The organism is Sphingomonas mollis (genome assembly GCF_016427505.1).
GTDB classification, from domain to species: Bacteria; Pseudomonadota; Alphaproteobacteria; order Sphingomonadales; family Sphingomonadaceae; genus Sphingomonas; species Sphingomonas mollis.
Genome location: NZ_JAELXS010000009.1, coordinates 72935 through 91981, shown reverse-complemented (window position 1 = coordinate 91981; position 19047 = coordinate 72935). Strand labels below are relative to the sequence as shown.

22 protein-coding genes and 2 tRNA genes are annotated in these 19047 nt (G+C 65.6%); 19 read left to right on the top strand and 5 right to left on the bottom strand.

All coding sequences use genetic code 11. The features are described 5' to 3' along the window. The first annotated feature begins 10 nt into the window (after nucleotides 1–10). From gspG to JAO74_RS15445, 16 genes are all read left to right on the top strand, one after another. Nucleotides 11–487, top strand: a complete 477-nt coding sequence (gene gspG, locus JAO74_RS15520) for a type II secretion system major pseudopilin GspG (RefSeq protein ID WP_199040155.1) — start codon at nucleotides 11–13, stop codon at nucleotides 485–487. Beyond that, on the top strand, nucleotides 462–965 hold the full coding sequence (locus JAO74_RS15515) for a GspH/FimT family pseudopilin (RefSeq protein WP_199040152.1): 504 nt from the start codon (nucleotides 462–464) through the stop codon (nucleotides 963–965). The genes gspG and JAO74_RS15515 overlap by 26 nt, the downstream gene beginning before the upstream one ends. After that, on the top strand, nucleotides 955–1344 hold the full coding sequence (gene gspI / locus JAO74_RS15510; RefSeq protein WP_199040149.1) for a type II secretion system minor pseudopilin GspI: 390 nt from the start codon (nucleotides 955–957) through the stop codon (nucleotides 1342–1344). Before JAO74_RS15515 ends, gspI begins: the two co-directional genes overlap by 11 nt. Continuing rightward, on the top strand, nucleotides 1341–2000 hold the full coding sequence (gene gspJ / locus JAO74_RS15505) for a type II secretion system minor pseudopilin GspJ (RefSeq protein ID WP_199040146.1): 660 nt from the start codon (nucleotides 1341–1343) through the stop codon (nucleotides 1998–2000). The genes gspI and gspJ overlap by 4 nt, the downstream gene beginning before the upstream one ends. Beyond that, on the top strand, nucleotides 1990–2964 hold the full coding sequence (gspK, locus tag JAO74_RS15500) for a type II secretion system minor pseudopilin GspK (protein ID WP_332908829.1): 975 nt from the start codon (nucleotides 1990–1992) through the stop codon (nucleotides 2962–2964). The genes gspJ and gspK overlap by 11 nt, the downstream gene beginning before the upstream one ends. After that, the gene (gene gspL, locus JAO74_RS15495) at nucleotides 2961–4043 is read left to right on the top strand and encodes a type II secretion system protein GspL (protein WP_199040143.1); all 1083 of its coding nucleotides are present in this window, start codon (nucleotides 2961–2963) and stop codon (nucleotides 4041–4043) included. Before gspK ends, gspL begins: the two co-directional genes overlap by 4 nt. Continuing rightward, the gene (gspM, locus tag JAO74_RS15490; protein WP_199040140.1) at nucleotides 4040–4516 is read left to right on the top strand and encodes a type II secretion system protein GspM; all 477 of its coding nucleotides are present in this window, start codon (nucleotides 4040–4042) and stop codon (nucleotides 4514–4516) included. The genes gspL and gspM overlap by 4 nt, the downstream gene beginning before the upstream one ends. Beyond that, a complete protein-coding gene (gspN, locus tag JAO74_RS15485; RefSeq protein ID WP_199040137.1) occupies nucleotides 4513–5238 on the top strand; it encodes a type II secretion system protein N in 726 nt (241 codons plus the stop codon). Before gspM ends, gspN begins: the two co-directional genes overlap by 4 nt. A gap of 48 nt (nucleotides 5239–5286) precedes the next feature. After that, nucleotides 5287–5363, top strand: a tRNA-His gene (locus JAO74_RS15480). A gap of 28 nt (nucleotides 5364–5391) precedes the next feature. Continuing rightward, nucleotides 5392–6441 (top strand): Leu/Phe/Val dehydrogenase, encoded by a 1050-nt coding sequence (locus JAO74_RS15475; protein WP_199040121.1) that lies wholly within the window; start codon nucleotides 5392–5394, stop codon nucleotides 6439–6441. Nucleotides 6442–6562: 121 nt separating this feature from the next. Further along, a complete protein-coding gene (gene ccmC / locus JAO74_RS15470; RefSeq protein ID WP_199040119.1) occupies nucleotides 6563–7288 on the top strand; it encodes a heme ABC transporter permease CcmC in 726 nt (241 codons plus the stop codon). 97 nt (nucleotides 7289–7385) lie between these two features. After that, nucleotides 7386–7820, top strand: a complete 435-nt coding sequence (gene ccmE, locus JAO74_RS15465) for a cytochrome c maturation protein CcmE (RefSeq protein ID WP_199040109.1) — start codon at nucleotides 7386–7388, stop codon at nucleotides 7818–7820. Next, complete coding sequence (locus JAO74_RS15460; protein ID WP_199040106.1) at nucleotides 7810–9726, top strand: heme lyase CcmF/NrfE family subunit; 1917 nt, start codon at nucleotides 7810–7812, stop codon at nucleotides 9724–9726. Before ccmE ends, JAO74_RS15460 begins: the two co-directional genes overlap by 11 nt. Beyond that, on the top strand, nucleotides 9723–10250 hold the full coding sequence (locus JAO74_RS15455; protein ID WP_199040321.1) for a DsbE family thiol:disulfide interchange protein: 528 nt from the start codon (nucleotides 9723–9725) through the stop codon (nucleotides 10248–10250). Before JAO74_RS15460 ends, JAO74_RS15455 begins: the two co-directional genes overlap by 4 nt. Beyond that, nucleotides 10247–10648 (top strand): cytochrome c-type biogenesis protein, encoded by a 402-nt coding sequence (locus tag JAO74_RS15450; protein WP_463607491.1) that lies wholly within the window; start codon nucleotides 10247–10249, stop codon nucleotides 10646–10648. Before JAO74_RS15455 ends, JAO74_RS15450 begins: the two co-directional genes overlap by 4 nt. Beyond that, nucleotides 10612–11274: a tetratricopeptide repeat protein gene (locus JAO74_RS15445; protein WP_332908828.1), complete on the top strand. Its 663-nt coding sequence runs from the start codon at nucleotides 10612–10614 to the stop codon at nucleotides 11272–11274. The genes JAO74_RS15450 and JAO74_RS15445 overlap by 37 nt, the downstream gene beginning before the upstream one ends. A gap of 4 nt (nucleotides 11275–11278) precedes the next feature. Here JAO74_RS15445 and JAO74_RS15440 read toward each other — a convergent pair whose 3' ends face one another. Then, nucleotides 11279–11500: a DUF3072 domain-containing protein gene (locus JAO74_RS15440; RefSeq protein WP_199040103.1), complete on the bottom strand. Its 222-nt coding sequence runs from the start codon at nucleotides 11498–11500 to the stop codon at nucleotides 11279–11281. 60 nt (nucleotides 11501–11560) lie between these two features. Then, the gene (gene ald / locus JAO74_RS15435) at nucleotides 11561–12655 is read right to left on the bottom strand and encodes an alanine dehydrogenase (RefSeq protein ID WP_199040101.1); all 1095 of its coding nucleotides are present in this window, start codon (nucleotides 12653–12655) and stop codon (nucleotides 11561–11563) included. A 244-nt stretch (nucleotides 12656–12899) separates the two neighbouring features. Between ald and JAO74_RS15430 the strand changes: the two genes are divergently transcribed. The 3 genes from JAO74_RS15430 to JAO74_RS15420 all read left to right on the top strand — a co-directional run bounded on the left by JAO74_RS15430 (nucleotide 12900) and on the right by JAO74_RS15420 (nucleotide 15402). After that, the gene (locus JAO74_RS15430; protein ID WP_233151084.1) at nucleotides 12900–14744 is read left to right on the top strand and encodes a potassium transporter Kup; all 1845 of its coding nucleotides are present in this window, start codon (nucleotides 12900–12902) and stop codon (nucleotides 14742–14744) included. Nucleotides 14745–14785: 41 nt separating this feature from the next. Then, complete coding sequence (locus JAO74_RS15425; RefSeq protein ID WP_332908827.1) at nucleotides 14786–15271, top strand: 2'-5' RNA ligase family protein; 486 nt, start codon at nucleotides 14786–14788, stop codon at nucleotides 15269–15271. Nucleotides 15272–15325: 54 nt separating this feature from the next. Next, a tRNA-Met gene (locus tag JAO74_RS15420) sits at nucleotides 15326–15402 on the top strand. Here the strand turns inward: JAO74_RS15420 and fdhD are convergent. The 3 genes from fdhD to JAO74_RS15405 are packed head-to-tail and all read right to left on the bottom strand — an operon-like array spanning nucleotide 15381 to nucleotide 18990. Continuing rightward, nucleotides 15381–16166: a formate dehydrogenase accessory sulfurtransferase FdhD gene (fdhD, locus tag JAO74_RS15415; protein ID WP_233151071.1), complete on the bottom strand. Its 786-nt coding sequence runs from the start codon at nucleotides 16164–16166 to the stop codon at nucleotides 15381–15383. The two genes, JAO74_RS15420 and fdhD, sit on opposite strands and share 22 nt — an antisense overlap. An 11-nt stretch (nucleotides 16167–16177) precedes the next feature. Continuing rightward, complete coding sequence (mobA, locus tag JAO74_RS15410) at nucleotides 16178–16711, bottom strand: molybdenum cofactor guanylyltransferase (protein WP_199040092.1); 534 nt, start codon at nucleotides 16709–16711, stop codon at nucleotides 16178–16180. Continuing rightward, nucleotides 16708–18990 (bottom strand): FdhF/YdeP family oxidoreductase, encoded by a 2283-nt coding sequence (locus JAO74_RS15405; protein WP_199040090.1) that lies wholly within the window; start codon nucleotides 18988–18990, stop codon nucleotides 16708–16710. Before JAO74_RS15405 ends, mobA begins: the two co-directional genes overlap by 4 nt. Nucleotides 18991–19047 lie beyond the last annotated feature (57 nt).

Here is a 19047-nt window from a genome sequence, read left to right as displayed (position 1 = left end):
GAGAGGTTTCATGCGTACCGAATCGAAGAAGAACCGCCGCCGTGAACAAGGCTTCACGCCCGTCAGGCGTTCCGCCGAACACGGCTTCACGCTGGTCGAGCTGATGGTCGTGATCGTCATCATCGGCCTGCTCGCCACGATCGTCGCGCTCAACGTGCTGCCATCGGGCGATACCGCGCGTATCCAGAAGGCAAAGGCCGACATCGCGCAGATCGAGGGTGGGCTGGAACTGTTCAAACTGCAGAACGTGAACTTTCCAACGACGACTGAAGGGCTGCAGGCGCTGGTAACGGCGCCGTCTGGCCTCGCCGATCCGTCGCGTTATCAACAGGGCGGATATCTGAAGCGTTTGCCCGACGATCCATGGGGTCGCCCGTATCTCTATGCCTCGCCCGGCCAGCATGGCGAGGCCGACGTCTGGACCTATGGCGCCGACGGCAAGGAAGGCGGCGAGGGGATCAATGCCGATATCGGTAGCTGGCAGTAACCGCCGCCTGACGCCAACCGGTCGCGCCGATGCGCGGCAGGGCGGATTTACGCTGGTGGAGCTGATGGTGGTCATCACCATCATCGGACTGGCGTCCGCCGTGGCGGCATTCGCGATGCCCGATCCGCGCGGGCGGGTGCTGGATGAAGGATTGCGCTTTGCCGCCCGCGTCCGCGCGGCCCGCGACATAGCGGTGGTCGAGGCGCGACCGGTCAGCCTGTGGGTGACCGGCGGCGGTTATGGCTTCGACCGGCGCCTCGGCGGCACGTGGCGGCCCGTCGCTGAAAAGCCGCTGCGGGTGGAGCGCTGGTCGGAAGATACGCGGGCAATCCTGCCGGATGCGAGTGGCCGGGTGCGCGTGACCTTCGACCCCACCGGCATCGCCGATCGCAGCATCGATATCCGTCTGACGCGCAGTGGCGTAGATGCGCTGGTCCGTATCGGGGCGGATGGCGAGGTGCGCGCCGATGCGCAATGAGCGTGGGTTCACCCTGATCGAGATCATGGTCGCGCTGGCAGTGTTCAGCCTCGCGGTGCTGGCGCTCGTCCGACTGGAAAGCGCCACCGTGCGGGGTGCCGGCCTGATCGACGAAGCGATGGTCGCACAGATCGTCGCCCGCAACGTCGCGCTCGACGCGCTGACGGAGGCACAACCGCCCGCACTGGGCCGAACCAGCGGCGCCGAAGTGAACGGCGGTCGCGCGTGGGGCTGGACGCGGCAGGTGTCGCCGACCGGCGATCCCACGGTCGTGCGGATCGACGTAGCGGTCGCCAACCGCACCGGCCAGGTGGTCGGCCGCATCATGATGATCCGGCCGCCGAGCGCAGCGGCGGCGGTCGTCGGCGTGTCGTCATGAACCGTTCTCAGTCAGAGCGCGGCTTCACCCTGGTCGAGGTGATGGTCGCGCTGATGATCTTCGGCATGATCGCTGCTGCCGGTGTCGCGATCCTGTCGTTCAGCATCCGTGCGCAGGCCGCTACCGCCACGCGGCTGGACGATGCCTCGGCGCTGGCGCGGACCGTCTCCGCCCTGTCGGCGGACCTCGCCCAGGCGAATACCCGCGCCGTGCGCGATGAGGGCGGCACGCTGCGCCCTGCATTCGTCGGTGAAGCGACGACGCTGGAACTGGTACGCGGTGGCTGGACCAATATCGATGCCGCCCCGCGGGCAGGCGAGCAGAAGGTGTTCTGGCAGATCGCCGACGGCACGCTGGTACGGATCGGCTATCCGCATCTCGACGGCGCGGTGGCCTTGCCGCCGACGACGATGCTGGCGGGCGTGCGCAGCCTGCGCTGGCGGTATCGCTATGCCGGTGCCTGGAGCGACCGATGGGACGGAGCGTCGGGCATTCCTCTGCCACAGGCGGTGGAACTGACGTTCGATCGGGGCGAGCGGCTTAGTTACCGCGCGATGTTCCTCGTCGGGACCGGCTATAGCGGCACGTTGCCAGGGTCTGCTCCCGGTGCGACGCCGCCTCCCACGCCGACACCGGCGAACCCCGGTGCCAACTGATTTCCCTTCCCGACAGCGCGGTGCGGCATTGCTCACCGTGCTGATGCTGGTCGCGGTAATCGCCGTGATGGCGGGGGCGGCGCTGGAAAAGCTGCGCCTGTCGACGCGACTGGCGGGCAATGCCGCCAATACCGAACAGGCTCGCGCCTATGCCGTGGCGGCGGAGGCGATGGCGGCGGTGCGGATCGGAGGCTTGCTGAACGCCAATCGCCAGCGGGTGACCCTGGCCGGCGGATGGAGCGGGAGACCGTTCGGCTTTCCGCTGCCCGGCGGCGGCATGGCGACCGCGCGTGTCACCGATGGTGCCAATTGCTTCAACCTCAACGGGCTCGTCCTGCGAACCGGCAGCGTCTATTCCAGCAATCCGGCACAGCGGGCGCAGTTCACCCGGTTGATGCGATTGATCGGCGTGCCCACGCAGGTGGCGGATCAGATCGCGGCGGGCGCCTCCGACTGGATTGATACCGACGCCGACCAACAGGCGAACGGGGCGGAGGACGCGCGTTATACCGGCCAACAGGTCGGGTATCGCACCGCCGGTACGCTGATGGGGGATCCCAGCGAATTGCGCGCGATCGCCGGTGTGACGCCGGATATCTACGCACAGGTTCGGCCCTGGATCTGCACCTTGCCGCAGGCATTGCCGGCGCGGATGAACGTGAACACGCTGTTGCCCGAACAGGCGCCTTTGCTCGCGATGCTGGCGCAGGATACCGTGTCGGTGGATGCCGCCCGACAGATGTTGCTGCGTCGGCCGTTGCAAGGATGGGGCAATCCGGCGCAGGTGTGGGAAGGGACCGGCTCTCCGACGGTTGGCGCGAACCAACTCGGCACGCGTTCGGAGTGGTTCAATCTGGCGATCGATGTGGCGATTCCGGGGGCGCAACTGGAAGAACGTGCATTGGTCGATGCGACAAGGCTTCCCGTGCGGCTCGTGGCGCGGCAATGGGGGGAAGACACATGACCACGCTCCTGTTCCTTCCCGCCGGTGACATCGGCTTCCGCTGGATGCGATTCGGCGATGTCGGCCTGATGGCGCGCGGCGATGGCATTCCCGCCGGCGAAGACCCGGTGATCGCGGTGGCGCCTGCCGATGCGGTGACCCTGCACTGGGCCGACCTGCCGACCCGCTCCACCGCTCAGGCCACCGCCGCCGCGCGCATCCTTGCCGCAGAGGCCAGCGCTGCGCCGCCGGGCGAGCTACACGTCGCAATCGGGCAAGAGGACAAATCGGACGGCACCGACCGGCCGATCGCCGTCGTCGGAACAGCCGCGATGCGCGACTGGCTGGAGATGCTGGCGCGCGTCGGCGTCGATCCGGTCGCGATGGTGCCCGCCCCGCTGCTGTTGCCGCGCCCGGACGAGGGGTATTGGCAGGCGACGATCGCCGGACAGGCGCTGGTGCGGGGACGGACCAGTGGTTTCGCCGACGAGACGCGGCTGACCGAACTGGTGACGATGGGCCAGTCGTTGACCCCGCTGGCGCATGAGCCGCTGGATCAGGCGATCGCTGCCGCCGCCCTGTCGCCCTCCCTCGACCTGCGGCAGGGAATGTTCGCGCGGCGACGTCGTCTGGCCGTCGATTGGCGGTTGATCCGGCGATTGGCGGTGTTGGGCGTGGCGATCGTTGGCGTGACGCTGGCGATCTCGCTCGTCCGGCTGGCCAAATACCGTTTTGCCGCCGATGCGCTGGAGGCGCGGGCGGATGCGCTGGCCGCGACCGGATTGCCGCGGGGCGAGACGGTGACAGATGCCGATCGCCAGTTGAGTGAGCGGACCGGTCGCGTGATTGGGCCGGGGCTGGGCTTTTCCACCACGACCGCCGCCGCCTTTGCGGCGGTCCGCGCCGTTCCGGGGACCGAAGTGACCGCGATCGACTTCGCCGCCAATGGCGATCTGCGCCTGACCGTCGCGACCGAGCGTGAGGCGTTGGCGACCGACCTGAAACGTGCGCTGGAGGCGGCGGGTTTCGCCGTGCAGGCGAGCGTGTTTCAGGCATCCGGCAATCGGGTGACCGGTGAGATGACGGTGCGCGCCCGATGACTGCATTACGTAGCTGGTTCGATGGCCGGTCGAAACGCGAGCAGCGGTTGCTGCTGGTGATGGCGGCGCTGGCCGCGGTCACGATCGTCTGGGGACTCGTGATCCGGCCGATGAGCGATATGATGGCGGGGGCGCGGGAACGGCATGCGGCGGCCGTCGTGCGGTTCGGCGAAACCGCAGCGCGGGTCGATGCGCTGCGTGATGCGCGGGCCGCGCGGATGCCGCTCCTGACCGGATCGCTGGCGGATGCGGTTCGCGCCCGCGCCGATCAGGCCGGGTTCCCGCTGGCAAGTCTCGATCCCGACGGCAATGACGGCGTCCGTATATCCATCCAGTCCGCGAAGGGATCTGCCTTGACTGCATGGCTGGCTCGACTGGAACGGGCAGGGATCGTCGTGGAAAGCGCGACCCTCACCGATAATGGCGACCGTACCGTGGCCGGTCGCTTGGTCTTGCGGCGGCGGGCGGCATGAGGCGTATTCGACTGTCCACCGCGCCGGCCGTGCTGTTCGGTGCGATGCTGCTGATCTGTCTGATCGTGTTCCTGCCGATGCGACTGGTGCTGGGTTGGGCGGGCGCAGGCGAACAGGGGCTGCTGGCGCGGTCGGTGACCGGAACGATCTGGGGATCGACGCTGCGTGAGGCGCAATTCGGCGATCTGGCGATGGGCGATCTGTCGGCCCGTCTGTCGCCGTTGCCCTTGTTGACCGGGCGGGCGACGATGATGCTGACCGGGCCGGGCGGCACCGGCGCTCCGCCGCTGTCGGGCAATGCTTTTGTCAGCCGTCATGGCTACGGCATCGGCGGGATGACGGCACGGATCGCCACGGGGCGCGCGTTTCAGCCGTTGCCGGTCACCAGCCTCGATCTGGATGACGTAACGGTACGGTTCGAGGACGATCGCTGCATCGCGGCCGAGGGACGGGTACGTGCGGCGCTGACGGGGGATGTCGCCGGCATCGGTGTGCCGCCCTCCGTCGCTGGCGTGGCGCGATGCGATTCGGGGGCGCTGGTGTTGCCGCTGTCGAGTCAGGCGGGAACGGAGTCGGTCACGCTGCGCATCGGTGGCAACGGCCGGTACCGCGCCGACCTGTCGATACGGCCTGGCGATCCCGTCGCGGCGACGCGACTGGAGGCGGCGGGTTTCGTGCGTGGTGGTGACGGATATGCTCTTTCGGTCGAAGGACGTCTGTGACCGCTTGACGGTCGGCGGGTCGTGCCGCTAGAGGCTCCAACCTTCGCGGCGACCGTAGTTCAATTGGTTAGAGCGTCGGCTTGTGATGCCGGAAGTTGCGGGTTCAAGTCCCGTCGGTCGCCCCACTATCTCTCCTCCCCCCGGACATTCGCGATGACCCATGACTGGGGTTTCCCCGATTTCGACGACCATGAGGGCGTCCATCTCTTCACCGATCCCGTATCCGGGTTGAGGGCGGTCATCGCGATCCACTCCACCAAGCTGGGTCCGGCTGCGGGCGGCGTCCGCTTCTGGCATTATGCCGACAGCGACCGCGCGATCACCGACGCACTGCGCCTGTCGCGCGGCATGAGCTTCAAGAACGCGATGGCCGGTCTGGAGCTTGGCGGCGGCAAGGGGGTCGTGCTGGCGGCGAACCCCGGCGACACGATCACCACCGATCAACTCGAAGCCTTTGGCCGCGTCGTCGAATCGCTCGGCGGCAAATATGTGACCGCCGAAGATGTCGGCATGTCCGAAGCGCGGATGAAGGTGATTGCAGGCCAGACGCGCTACGTCTCCGGATTGCCGGTGGCGAGCGGTGCGGCGGGCGGCGATCCGGGTCCGTATACGGCGCACGGCGTATATCTCGGCGTGAAGGCGGCCGCTGCGCGCGGTCTCGGCGCAACCGACATGAAGGGCGTGCGCGTCGCCGTTCAGGGCGTCGGTTCGGTCGGTGGCGGCTTGGCCCGGTTGCTGGCAAAGGACGGCGCGATCCTGACGCTGGCGGACGTGAACGAAGGCCGCGCGCAGGCGCTGGCCGCCGAACTGGGCGCGACGTCGGTGCCGGCGGAGGCGATCCTGGTGCAGGACGTCGACCTGTTCAGCCCGAATGCCCTGGGCGCGATCCTGACCGAGCAATCGATCGGCGAACTCACTGCCAGAGTAATCGCGGGCGGTGCGAACAACCAGCTCGCCACACGCGCCGATGGCTTGCGCGTGCACGAGCGCGGCATCCTGTATGCACCCGATTATGTCATCAATGCGGGCGGCATCATCAATGTCGGCCTTGAATATCTCGGCCATGGCGACGAGGCCGAGGTGATGGCACGCATCGCGAAGATCCCCGAGCGACTGAACGAGGTTTGGGCGGAGAGCGAACGGTCGGGGCTGCCGGCGTCGGATGTCGCCGACCAGATCGCACAGCGGCTGATCGGGCGTTAAGTCCGGTCGGGCTTCGATGCTCTTCCGTCAGAGGATTTATCGTCGGGGTGCCCGTTGGTCTTTGTGATGACGCAACTCGCGCGTGACGACGGCGAAAATCTGCCGTAATAATTTGCGTATCGTGCCCACGCTTCATGCCTTCGCCAATCCTGCGCGCTTCCTGACGATCGCCCGGCCGTTGACGCCGATGCTGGTCTGGGCCGGTATCGCGCTGATCGCGATTGGCTGCTGGGCGGGGCTGACGCAGACGCCGCCGGATTATCTGCAGGGCGAGACGGTGCGCATCCTCTACATTCATGTCCCGGCCGCATGGCTGGGCATGGGCGGGTGGAGCGGTATTGCCCTGTCGTCGATCGCGCTCCTGATCTGGCGCCATCCTCTGGCGACGATTGCGGCGCGAGCGATCGCCGTGCCGGGAGCGGTGTTCGCCGGCATCTGCCTAGTCACCGGATCGATCTGGGGACGACCGACCTGGGGGACATGGTGGCAATGGGATGGGCGGCTGACGTCGATGCTGCTGCTGTTCTTCGTCTATGTCGCCTATATCGCGCTGGCCCGTGCCGATAACGATCGGGGCGGCGATGGCCGCGTACCGGCGTTGTTCGGACTGGCAGGAACGATCCTGTTGCCGATTATCCGGTATTCGGTGGTATGGTGGAACACACTGCATCAGGGACCGAGCATCGGTTTGACGAAATCCACCATTGCCGGATCGATCCTGTGGCCGCTGCCGATCATGCTGGCAGGCTTCTCCTTCCTGTTCGCCGGGATCGTACTAATGCGGATGCGGACGATGCTCGCGACGGCGAAGGCCGAGGCGCGGTTGCGACGGATGGCGCGCATATGAACCCCTGGCCATTCGTCGCCGCCGCTTATGCCGTCACGCTGGGCGGTGCGGCCTTGCTCGTTGTCGTCAGTTATCTCGCGATGAAGCGGGCCGAGCGATGAGGGCCAAGAATCAGCGGCTGACATTAGTGTTGCTGGCGCTGGCCGCGGTCGGTGTCGCGGCCCTGCTGGCGCTATCGGCGCTCAAGGATCAGGCCGCGTTCTTCTACGCCCCGTCCGACGTGCAGCGCGAAGGCTTGCCGCTGGGACGGGCCGTACGGCTGGGCGGCATGGTCGAGGCAGGCTCGGTGAAGCGAGCGGCGGATGGCGTGACCGTACACTTCGTGGTGACCGATGGTCGGGCGACGACGCCCGTCACTTTCGCCGGAATCGTCCCGGACCTGTTCCGTGAGCGATCGGGGGTCGTGGCCGAGGGGCAATTCCAATCGACCGGCGCGTTCGTCGCGACCAATCTGCTGGCCAAGCATGACGAGAAGTACATGCCGCCCGAACTGGCCGGCAAGATGCACGAAACGACGACGCTTGCTCGCTGAAGCCGGTCTTGCCGCATTGTGGCTGGCGGCGGCGCTCGCTGCCCTGCAACTCCTGATGGCGGCGCTGGGGCTGAAGGGCAACGGCGAGGTCATGGCGGCGGTCCGGCCGGTGGCGGTAGTCCAGGGCGTATTGGCGATCGTGGCGATGGGCGTGTTGATCGCGGTGTTCTGGCGATCGGACATGTCGGTCGCGCTGGTCGCGGCGAACAGCCATTCCGCCAAGCCGTGGCTGTACAAAGTGGCCGGCGCGTGGGGCAACCACGAGGGATCGATGCTGCTGTGGGTGACGATCCTCGGTCTTGCCGGCGGTGCGGTCGCCTTGCTGGAACGACGGCTACCGGAACGAACCCTAATCGCGACGCTTGGCGCGCAGGCGGCGATCGCGCTGGGCTTTTATGCGTTCCTGTTGTTCGCGTCGAACCCGTTCGCCCGGCTGGAGCCGGCACCGGCCGATGGCATGGGGTTGAACCCGCTGTTGCAGGACCCCGGCCTGGCATTCCACCCACCGACGCTTTACGCCGGTTATGTCGGACTGTCGGTGGCGTTCTCGTTTGCGGTCGGTGCGCTGGTGACGCGCGACGTGGGGCGCGAGTTCGCGCGGGCGATGCGGCCTTGGGTGCTGGGCGCGTGGATATTCCTGACGCTGGGGATCACGGCGGGCAGCTATTGGGCCTATTACGAACTCGGCTGGGGTGGCTGGTGGTTCTGGGACCCGGTCGAGAATGCATCACTGATGCCGTGGCTGGCGGCGACCGCGTTGCTCCATTCGGTGACGGTGCTGGCGACGCGCGACGGCTTGCGTGCGTGGACGGTGATGCTGGCGGTGGTCGCGTTCTCGATGTCGATGCTGGGCACGTTCCTTGTCCGATCGGGCATCCTGACCAGCGTCCATGCCTTTGCGGTCGACCCGCGTCGGGGGGCGTTCATCCTCGCGCTCCTGGTCATCTATATCGGCGGAGCGCTGGTGCTGTTTGCCGCGCGTGTCGGGACGGTGCGGCAGGGGACGATGTTCGATCCGGTCAGTCGCGAGGGCGGGCTGGTCGCCAACAACCTGTTGCTGTCGGTGATCCTCGGCATCGTGTTGATCGGTACGCTTTACCCGATCGTCGCCGCCGGTTTCGGCGTGCAATTGTCCGTGGGGCCGCCGTTCTTCAACAAGGCGGCGGGACCGATCGCGTTGCTGCTCGTGGCGATCATGGCGGTCGGCCCGCTGCTGCGCTGGCGACGGGATGAGGCGCAGGCGGTGATCGCGCGGGCGACCTGGCCGATCGCCGCGACGGCCTTTGCCTTTGCAGGGCTGATCGTGTTCGCGATGCCGATCGGTGTGCTGCCGCTGCTGGGACTGAGCGCGGCGACGGGTCTGGCGGTGGCGAGCGTCGCGCCCTTGTGGAAGCGTGATCTGCGCCGGACGCCGCTATTCACCTGGGGGATGGTCATCGCGCATCTGGGCATTGCCGTATCACTGGCAGGCATGGCGTGTGACGCCGCCTTCACCGCCGAGCGCCTGATCGCCCTCAGACCGGGTGACGCAACGCGGATCGGGCCATACCGGGTGACGCTGGACGGCATTTCGCCCGTGGTGGCGGACAATTGGTCGGCGTTGCAGGCGCAATTGACCGTGACCCGCGATGGTGGATCGCGACGCCTGTACCCGCAATCGCGCACCTTCACCGATCCGCCGACGACGACCAGCGAGTCGGCGATCGCGACCGTGCTGGATGGTCAGCTATATACCGTGCTGGGCGTGGCGGATGGCCGGGGGCGCTGGCAGTTGCGGTTGTGGTGGAAACCGTTCGTGACGCTGATCTGGTTCGGCGGCGTGTTGGTGGCATTGGGCGGTGCGCTGTCGCTGCTTGGGCGAGTGCGGCCGCGCCGCCGTTCCCGGCCGGAACCGGCGTGGCTGTGACGCGGCGTGTACTCTGGCTGCCGCTGGTCGGCTTCGCTCTGCTCTTCGCGGTCGTCGCATCGGGTTTGATGCGACCGGCCGATCGGACGGTACGGTCGGCGCTGATCGGCAAGCCGTTGCCGGCGTTTTCGCTGCCGCCGCTGATTCCCGGCAAGCCGGGTCTGTCGAGCGCGGCGATGGCGGGGCAGGGGCCGCGCCTGTTGAACGTGTTCGCCAGTTGGTGCGTGCCATGCGTGGCGGAGGCTCCGCAGTTGATGCGCCTGAAGGCAGCGGGCGTACCGATCGACGCTATCGCGATTCGCGATACGACACCGGCGATCCGCCGGTTCCTGGCGCGTGTCGGCGATCCTTATGCACGGATCGGCGACGACCGGGTCAGCGCGGTGCAATTGTCGCTCGGCTCGTCCGGCGTGCCGGAGACGTTCCTGATCGACGGCAAGGGCATCGTCGTGCGGCAATATGTCGGCGATATCCGGCCAGAGCAGGTCGACGAGATCCTCGCCGATTTTCGGAAACTGCGGTGAGGATATTACTACCCATCGTTCTGGCCCTGTCGCCGGCCATCGCGCTCGCTCAATCGACCGCGCCCGCGGCGCTCGCCGACACGCAGCTTGCCGATCCGACGCAGGAGGCGGCGGCAAAGGCGTTGATGGAAACGCTGCGCTGCGTCGTCTGTCAGGGCCAGTCGATTGCAGACAGCGATGCGACGATGGCGGGCGACATGCGCGCTCTGGTTCGTCAGCGCATTCAGGCCGGCGAATCGCCGATCGCGATCCGCGACTGGCTGATCGGGCGATACGGCGACTATATCTCCTATGACCCGCCGCTGTCCGCGGCGACGTCGCTGTTGTGGGCGACGCCGGTCCTGCTTCTCGGGCTGGGTGTGTGGATCGCCCGAGCCAGTTTCAGGCGGCGACGTTGATGGGCTGGCTGGCGCTCGTGATCATGATGGCGGCGGCGTTTGTCGCGTTGGTGCTGCTGCGCCTGCCGCGACTGGTGTGGTCGATGGTCGGCGCCGCGTTGATGCTGGGCGCGACCGGATATGCGCTGCAATGCCGACCCGATCTTCCTGCACAGCTTGCGATACCAGCCGGCGAGACGCTGGCCACCGATCCGGCGATTACCGATATCCGCGGTCAGATGTTCGGTCGCTTCGGTGCCGAGGGGGCGTATCTGACGGCAGCCGATGCGCTGTCGCGCAATGGATCGTCGCGATACGAAGTGCAGACTATTCTGGGCGGCATCCGCAACTCGCCGAAAAGCGTGCAACTGTGGACGGCGCTCGGCGACGCGATCGCCCGGCATGACCATGGTCAGCTATCGCCGGCGGCGGCGCTGGCCTTTAGTCACGCTGCCCAGCTTGATCCACGTCATCCCGGGCCACCGTTCTTTCGGGGAATGGCTCTCGCACGTGCCGGCGATGTCGATGGGGCTGAGGCTTCATGGCGTCGGGCACTGTCGCTGACGGCACCCGACGCTGTCTATAGACCGGCAATTGTCGAACGGCTCGCGCTGATCGACAATCTCCGGCAGATGCTGGACCGCTGAACGATCAGGACGCGCCACGTCCTGTTTTTGCCTGCAACTCATCGATCCGCTTCGAGGCGTCCGCCTTGCTCAGCTTGTCGTCGAATTCCTCATGCGCTTCTTCGCTCAAGGTCTTGAGGTAGCTGGCCTGTGCGCCGGTCATCGGCTCGTCGCCGGTGGTCCAGTCGTCGGGGTCCTTCTCGGCATTGGAAAAGGTTTCGGTCTTCGGGTTCGGGGTGTCGGTCATCGCAAAAATCCTTCCGGTTGACCAACACCCCTGTTCACAATGTGTTCCGCTTCTGGTGAGTCAGTTCAGCGGCAGATCGAGCGCCTCGGCAACGGCTGCATGGCGAATCTTGCCACCCGATACATTGAGACCCGCCGCCAGATGCGGGTCGGCCGCCATCGCCGCGTCGGCACCCAGATTGGCGAGCTTCACCGCAAAGGGCAGCGTCGCGTTGTTAAGTGCGAACGCCGACGTCCGCGCCACCGCGCCGGGCATGTTCGCGACGCAATAATGGATCACGCCATCGACCTCGAACACCGGGTCCTCATGCGTCGTGGCGTGCGACGTCTCGAAACAGCCGCCCTGATCGATCGCGATATCGACCAGTACGCTGCCGCGCTTCATCGTCTTCAGCATCTCACGCGTTACCAGCTTCGGCGCGGCGGCCCCCGGTACCAGAACCGCACCGATCACCAGATGCGCGTTCTTCACCGCCGCCGCGATGGCCGCCTTGCTGGCATAGGCGGTCTTGATCTGGCTGGAGAAGAACATGTCCAGTTCGGCAAGCCGGGCCATGTTCAGGTCATAGATCGTTACATCGGCCCGCATCCCGACCGCCATCTGCGCGGCATTGATGCCCGACACACCGCCGCCCAGAATCGCGACCTTGGCCGGCGCCACGCCCGGCACGCCGCCCAGCAACACCCCGCGACCGCCCTGTTCCTTCTCCAGATAGTGGGCGCCCACCTGCACCGACATGCGCCCTGCGACCTCCGACATCGGCTTCAGCAATGGCAGGCCGCCGCCCTGCGCCGTCACCGTCTCATACGCGATGCAGGTTGCGCCCGACGCCATCAACCCTTCCGCCTGCGGCTTGTCGGCTGCAAGGTGCAGATAGGTGAACAGCAGGTGGCGTGGCTCCAGCAGGGCGATCTCGCTGGCCTGCGGTTCCTTCACCTTCACGATCATCTCGGCGCCGGCGAAGACGGATCGGGCATCCGGCAGGATGGTCGCGCCCGCCGCTCGGTAATCGGCATCCTCGAAATCGATGCCCGCACCAGCCTTCGTTTCGACCACCACCTCATGTCCGGCCGCGACCAGTTCGGCGACCGATGGTGGCGTCAGTCCCACGCGATATTCGTGATTCTTGATTTCCTTGGGAACGCCGATCTTCATGGTAACCTCTCTTTTGTTCTGATGCTGGCGCTATAACGTGCGGCAACCATGTTGTCCCGTTGCGGGTGTTCGGCGACCATGCTAATCGCGCGTTCATGTCAGCACCTGATAGTGCGTCGTTTGCCTGCGGTATGGCACCCCGCATCGCGGATCGATCGATCCGCCCGTGAGCACCTCCACCAGCAAGACTTCAGCGGCCCTCGGCACGGCCGCCGATGGCTATCAGCATCATCCCAAACAGGGACTGGCCAAGCTGGCGCTCGGCGCGATCGGGGTCGTCTATGGCGATATCGGCACCAGCCCGCTGTATGCGATGAAGGAGGTGTTCGTCGGCCATCATCCGCTGGCGGTCGATCAACTCCATATCTTCGGCGTCGTCAGCCTGATCTTCTGGTCGCTGGCGATGATCGTCACGTTGAAATACGTGCTCATCATCCTGCGTGCCGACAATAACGGCGAAGGCGGCAGTCTTGCGCTGCTGGCGCTGATCCAGCGGCGGACGGGTGGCGGGCGATGGGGCCCGAGCCTCGTGATCCTCGGCGTGCTGGCGACGGCGCTGTTCTTCGGCGACTGCATGATCACGCCCGCCGTGTCGGTGCTGTCGGCGGTCGAGGGATTGGCGACCGTGGAGCAGGGGTTCAACGCGTTCGTCATCCCGATCGCGGTCGTGATTCTGATGGGCCTGTTCTACATCCAGTCGAGCGGCACGGCGCGGGTCGGGCGATTTTTCGGCCCGATCATGCTCGTTTATTTCATGACGCTGACGGTGCTGGGCGTCATCAATATTCTTGGCCGGCCTGATATCCTGATGGCGATCGACCCGCGCTGGGCGGTCCGGTTCGTCATGACGGACGGAATGCTGGCGTTTCTGGCGCTGGGTTCCGTCGTGTTGGCCGTGACGGGGGCAGAGGCGCTTTACGCCGACATGGGCCATTTCGGCCGTCGCCCGATCGAAGTAGCGTGGCTGTATCTCGTCTTCCCCGCCCTGATGGTGAATTATCTGGGGCAGGGGGCGCTGCTGCTCGATCAGCCCGACGCTGCGAAAAACCCCTTCTTCCTGATGGCGTCGGAGGACTGGCGCCTGCCGCTGGTCATCCTGTCGACCATGGCCACCGTCATCGCCAGCCAGGCGGTGATCACCGGCGCGTTCTCCGTCGTGCAACAGGCGGTGCAACTGGGTCTGATGCCGCGTTTGCGCATCGAGCATACCAGTGCGGCCGAAGCGGGACAGATCTACATCCCGGTCGTTAACTGGGCGTTGATGGTCATGGTGCTGCTGCTGATCTTCGGCTTTCGCGAATCGTCCAATCTGGCGGCGGCGTATGGCATCGCCGTGACGGGGACGATGTTCATCAGCACCTTCATGGTCGGCGTGCTGATCCGGCGGGTATGGCAATGGCCGGCATGGGCGACGTGGCTGTTCGTCGGCCTGTTCCTGCTGATCGACGGCGCGTATTTCGCATCGAACCTGACGAAGGTGCCCGATGGCGGCTGGTTCCCGCTGTTGGTGGGCGCGGTCGTGTTCACGGCGCTCACGACCTGGTCGACCGGGCGCAAGCTGATGATCGACCGGCTGCGCGATGCGGCGATGCCGATCAAGGTGTTCATCGCCTCGGCCGCCACCTCGGCCAGCCGGGTGCCGGGAACCGCGGTGTTCATGACCTCCACCGCCGAGGGAGTGCCGCATGCGCTGCTCCACAACCTGAAGCACAACAAGGTGCTGCACGACCGCATCATCCTGTTGACCGTCGCGATCGCCGATCAGCCTTACTGGCCGGATGCGGAGCGGGTGAAGCATGAGGAACTTGGCCATGGCTTCCACCGGGTCGTATTGCGCTTCGGCTTCATGGAGGAGCCAAACGTACCGTTCGCATTGAAGAACGCCTATGGTCCGGGTGCCGAGGTAAAGATGATGGACACCAGCTTCTTCCTGTCTCGCCAGACGCTGATCGCGTCCGAACGGCCCGGCATGGCGCTATGGCGCGAGAAGCTGTTTGCGTGGATGCTGCGCAACGCGGAAAGCGCGATGGAGTTTTTCCGCCTGCCGTCGAATCGCGTGGTCGAGCTGGGCAGTCAGGTCGAGATTTGACGGGCGATTTTCCAGCAGCGCCGATCCCTGCGCCGATTATCGTGACCGCTCTATTCGGACGGTCGGATCAGGGCTGGTTCGATGCCCAGCGGGCGGAGTTCTTTCCACCCGAGCGGAACGTGCTGTCGGCGCATTGCACGCTGTTTCATCACCTACCGCCATCCGCAGCCGATGAGTTGAAGCATCGACTGACCCAGGCCACGCGCGCCGTCCGTGCGCCAGACGTACGGATCGCCGGACTGATGTCGCTGGGTCGAGGTGTCGCGTACCGGCTCGATGCACCGGGACTGGCGGCGATCCGTCATGACCTTGTCGATGCGTTCGCCGGGCTGTTGACGCCACAGGATGCCGGTGGATGGCGGCCTCACGTCACCATCCAGAACAAGGTGACGCCGAATGTCGCGAAGCTGTTGCTCGACCGACTGGCCAAGGATTTCCGTCCGCGCCCGGTCGAACTCACGGGGCTGGCGACGTGGTGGTATCGCGGTGGTCCATGGGAAGCGCTGTCACGGCATATGTTCGCTTGACCGCCTCCGCGACGCTTCCTATAGGCGCCGCTCGCGAGTGAACATGCCTCTTGGGGCGAAGTAGCTCAGCTGGTTAGAGCACGGGAATCATAATCCTGGGGTCGGGGGTTCAAGTCCCTCCTTCGCTACCACTCGCGAACCTTTTCCATGGATCGTTGACGACGAGCATCGCGTCCCGCCGGGCCAGCGCGATCAGCGTCAGGCCGTGGGCGGCGGCATGGGCGATCGCCATGCTGGTGGGCGCCGATACGCCGACGAGCAGCGGAGCGCCCGCTATCAACGCCTTGTCGACCATCTCGAAGCTGATCCGCGATGTGACGAGAATGAACCCGTCCACGCCGCGTCCCGCCAGCCCGCCGACGAGTTTGTCCAGTGCGTTATGTCGCCCGACATCCTCATAAGCTGCTACAACCTCTCCCTGACGATTACAGACGGTGGCAGCGTGGACAGCCCCCGTAGCGGCGTTGAGCGGCTGGTGATCGCGCAGGTTCTTCAGCGCGGCAAACAGGGCTTCTCGGGTCACATCGGGACGCGGCGCCATCGGCGCAGGTCGATGAAGCTGCTCCAGCCCTGCGATCCCGCACAGGCCGCAGCTCGTATCGCTGGTCCGATGCCGCACCCGGTCATGGATACGGTTGCGGCAGCGATCGGCCAGGGCGATGCGGACGATCCAGCCCGCCTCCGTTTCGAACGGCTCCACGGCGACGACATCGGCGACGGTGTCGGCCAGTCGCTCGGTCAGCATGAAGCCGATCGCGAAGGCCTCCAGATCGGCAGGGGTCATCATCATCACGGCATAGCCAAGGCCATCGACCTCGATCGACACGGGCGCTTCCACCGCTACGCATCGCTCGCCCGCCGTTATGCCATCCGGTCGCATGATGCTCGCGGGCATTGGTCGCATCGTCATGCGGTCAGCATATCGCCTTCCAGCGCGGCAAGATCATCACGTGTGTTCACATTGGCCAAACTGGTCGCGGCGCGGATCGGCAAAGCGCCGACGCTTTCCGCCCAGCCCCTGACCGACCGGTTCGACGCCGTCTCGATATGTGCCAACAGATGCGCGCCCAAGGCGGATGACCAGTGACCCAGCACCGGCGCGTCCTCGCAATAGGCCGGGCCGCGATGCAGCAGCGCCTCGATCAATTCATCGGGAAGGCGCGGCATGTCGCAACCGATCGTCAAGACGCAGCGAAAATCGTGCGTCGCCGCATGATCCAGCGCCGCCGCGATCCCGCCCAATGGTCCCAGCCCGGGGCGGGGGAGGTCAGGCAAACCAGCCGCCTGCTTGCCGATCACCACCACCTCGTCACAGTGTCGCCGCAGCGTCGCAACGGCGTGATCGACCAGTGTCCGGCCTTCCAGTACGGCCTGTGCCTTGTCGGTGCCGAACCTCGACGACCGGCCACCGGCCAGCACGGCGCCCAGCGGTCTGGTCATATCCTCACCCTGACCGGCACCGACTTACCCGCTGGCACATGGCTTTCCAGCGCATGGTGTTCCAACGGGATCAGGTAGTTCAGCTCGGGATAGTATCCACCCAGGCATCCTTCGGGAATGTTGTATTCCACGACCCGCAGCCCTTCGACGACGCGTTCGATGCCGTCCTCCGCATCGCTTTCCAGTGCGACCGTATCGCCGTCTGCAATACCGAGATGGGCGATGTCCGCACGGTTCATCATCACCACCATCCGCGTGCCCTTGATCCCGCGGAAGCGATCGTCATAGCCATAGATGGTGGTGTTGAACTGGTCGTTGGACCGCAATGTCACTAACCGGAACCTGCCCTCCTTCTCGGCGAAGCCGCTGGCGTTCAGCGCCCGGGGCACGTTGAATTCCGCCTTGCCGCTATCGGTCTGCCATTCGCGGTGGGACGCGGGATTACCCTTCCAGAAGCCGCCGGGCACGAACAGGCGTTCGTTGAAATTGGCGAACTTGTCCGGATAGACGTTCTCGATCGCCGTGCGGACGAGACCGTAATCGCCGACCCATTCATCCCAGGGCACATTGGGATTGTCCGGTAGCAGCGCCTTGGCGATGCCGGCGATGATCGCTGGTTCGGACAGCAACGTCTCGGCGGCCGGCGTCGCCTTGCCGACCGAACCATAGATGTGACTGAACGAGTCCTCCATCGACACCGCCTGCCGGCCGCCTGTCTGCATGTCCTGTTCCATCCGGCCGAGGCAGGGGAGGATATACGATTCTTCGCCCGGATACAGATGGCTCTTGTTGAGCTTGGTCGCGATATGGACCGCGATCGGCAGCTTGGCCCACCCTTCCTTCATTGCCGCATGTTCAGGCGTCGCACGCAGGAAATTGCCGCCGAGCTGAACGAAACCCTGCGCGGTTCCGGCAATGATCTCGCGGCAGCTTTCGACCGTGTCCCAACCCTTTTCGGTCGGCGGTTCGAACTCGAACAATTCCTTCAGCCGCTCGACCGGCGCCAGTTCGGTCTTCTCGGTGATGCCGACGGTGCGCTGGCCCTGCACGTTGCTATGGCCGCGCACCGGGCCGGGGCCGGCACCCTCACGACCGATGTTACCGCGCAGGAACAGCATGTTCAGGATCATGTACAGGCTGTCGATGCCATAGCGGTGCTGGGTGATGCCCATGCCGTACACGGCGATGACGCGTTCCGCCTTCATATAGACCCGCGCCGCGCCCTCGATCGCGTTGCGGCTCAGGCCGCTTTCATCGACGATCTCTTCCCAGCGCGCGTTGCGACAAAAGGTGGCGAAGTCGTCGAAGCGGACGGTGTGTTGCGCGATGAAATGATGGTCGAGGATGCGCTCGCCCCCCTCGGTCTGCGCGCGGTCGTCCGCCTCGATCACATATTTGCAGATGCCGAGCATCGCCGAGATGTCGCCGCCGGCGCACACCTGATGATATTGGCTGGATATCTTTGTCGGTGCGCCGACCGTCATCTGCACCGGACTCTGCGGACTGGCGAAGCGTTCCCAGCCGCGCTCGCGCAAGGGATTGAAGGTGACGATCTCCACCCCGCGCTCGCGGCATTCCTGCAATGTGTGGAGCATCCGCGGCGCGTTGGTGCCGACATTCTGTCCGAACACGAAGATCGCGTCGCACTTGTCGTAATCCTCAAGCTGGATCGTCGCCACCGGCGAACCTATCGCGCTCTTCATCCCGACCGACGTGGTCTCGTGGCACATGTTCGACGAATCGGGCAGGTTCTGCTGCCCCCACATCCGCGCCATCAGGCTGTACATGAACGACGTTTCGAGACTGGCGCGGCCGGAGGCGTACAGGACGACCTTGGTGGGGTCGCAGGTCTTCAGCTTGGCGCCGATCGCGTCGAACGCTTCCTGCCAGCCGACGGCGACATATTTGTCGGTCGCCGCATCGTATTTCATCGGATGCGTTAGCCGCCCGGCTTGTTCCAGATCGTAATCCGGCCACTCAGCAAGTTCGGACACGCTGTGCTTCTGAAAGAATTCGGGCGTGACGCGATGGCTGGTCAGTTCCCACGCGGTGGCCTTCGCCCCGTTTTCGCAGAATTCGGCGATATGCGGCTTGGCCGGTTTGCCCCAGGCACAGGACACGCACATCACGCCTTCGGGCTTGTTCTGGCGACGGAGCGCATCGAGCACGTCGGGACTGATGCCTTCTTTGGGCAGGATCTTCGACATGCCCTTCATCGATCCCCAGCCACCGGCCGGAGCGGTATATTCCTTGATTACAACGTCCTTGTCGTCACTCATGCCGTCCTCCGCTTAAAAGCGGAACGAAGCGGCGCGAGTTTCGATGCGGGGCGGTTC

Excerpts from the sequence above, each read along its gene's own strand:
- gspG (WP_199040155.1), top strand. The coding sequence starts at position 11 with ATGCGTACCGAATCGAAGAAGAACCGCCGCCGTGAACAAGGCTTCACG.
- JAO74_RS15515 (WP_199040152.1), top strand. The coding sequence starts at position 462 with ATGCCGATATCGGTAGCTGGCAGTAACCGCCGCCTGACGCCAACCGGT.
- gspI (WP_199040149.1), top strand. The coding sequence starts at position 955 with ATGCGCAATGAGCGTGGGTTCACCCTGATCGAGATCATGGTCGCGCTG.
- gspJ (WP_199040146.1), top strand. The coding sequence starts at position 1,341 with ATGAACCGTTCTCAGTCAGAGCGCGGCTTCACCCTGGTCGAGGTGATG.
- gspL (WP_199040143.1), top strand. The coding sequence starts at position 2,961 with ATGACCACGCTCCTGTTCCTTCCCGCCGGTGACATCGGCTTCCGCTGG.
- gspM (WP_199040140.1), top strand. The coding sequence starts at position 4,040 with ATGACTGCATTACGTAGCTGGTTCGATGGCCGGTCGAAACGCGAGCAG.
- gspN (WP_199040137.1), top strand. The coding sequence starts at position 4,513 with ATGAGGCGTATTCGACTGTCCACCGCGCCGGCCGTGCTGTTCGGTGCG.
- JAO74_RS15475 (WP_199040121.1), top strand. The coding sequence starts at position 5,392 with ATGACCCATGACTGGGGTTTCCCCGATTTCGACGACCATGAGGGCGTC.
- ccmE (WP_199040109.1), top strand. The coding sequence starts at position 7,386 with ATGAGGGCCAAGAATCAGCGGCTGACATTAGTGTTGCTGGCGCTGGCC.
- JAO74_RS15440 (WP_199040103.1), bottom strand. The coding sequence starts at position 11,500 with ATGACCGACACCCCGAACCCGAAGACCGAAACCTTTTCCAATGCCGAG.
- ald (WP_199040101.1), bottom strand. The coding sequence starts at position 12,655 with ATGAAGATCGGCGTTCCCAAGGAAATCAAGAATCACGAATATCGCGTG.
- fdhD (WP_233151071.1), bottom strand. The coding sequence starts at position 16,166 with ATGCCCGCGAGCATCATGCGACCGGATGGCATAACGGCGGGCGAGCGA.
- mobA (WP_199040092.1), bottom strand. The coding sequence starts at position 16,711 with ATGACCAGACCGCTGGGCGCCGTGCTGGCCGGTGGCCGGTCGTCGAGG.
- JAO74_RS15405 (WP_199040090.1), bottom strand. The coding sequence starts at position 18,990 with ATGAGTGACGACAAGGACGTTGTAATCAAGGAATATACCGCTCCGGCC.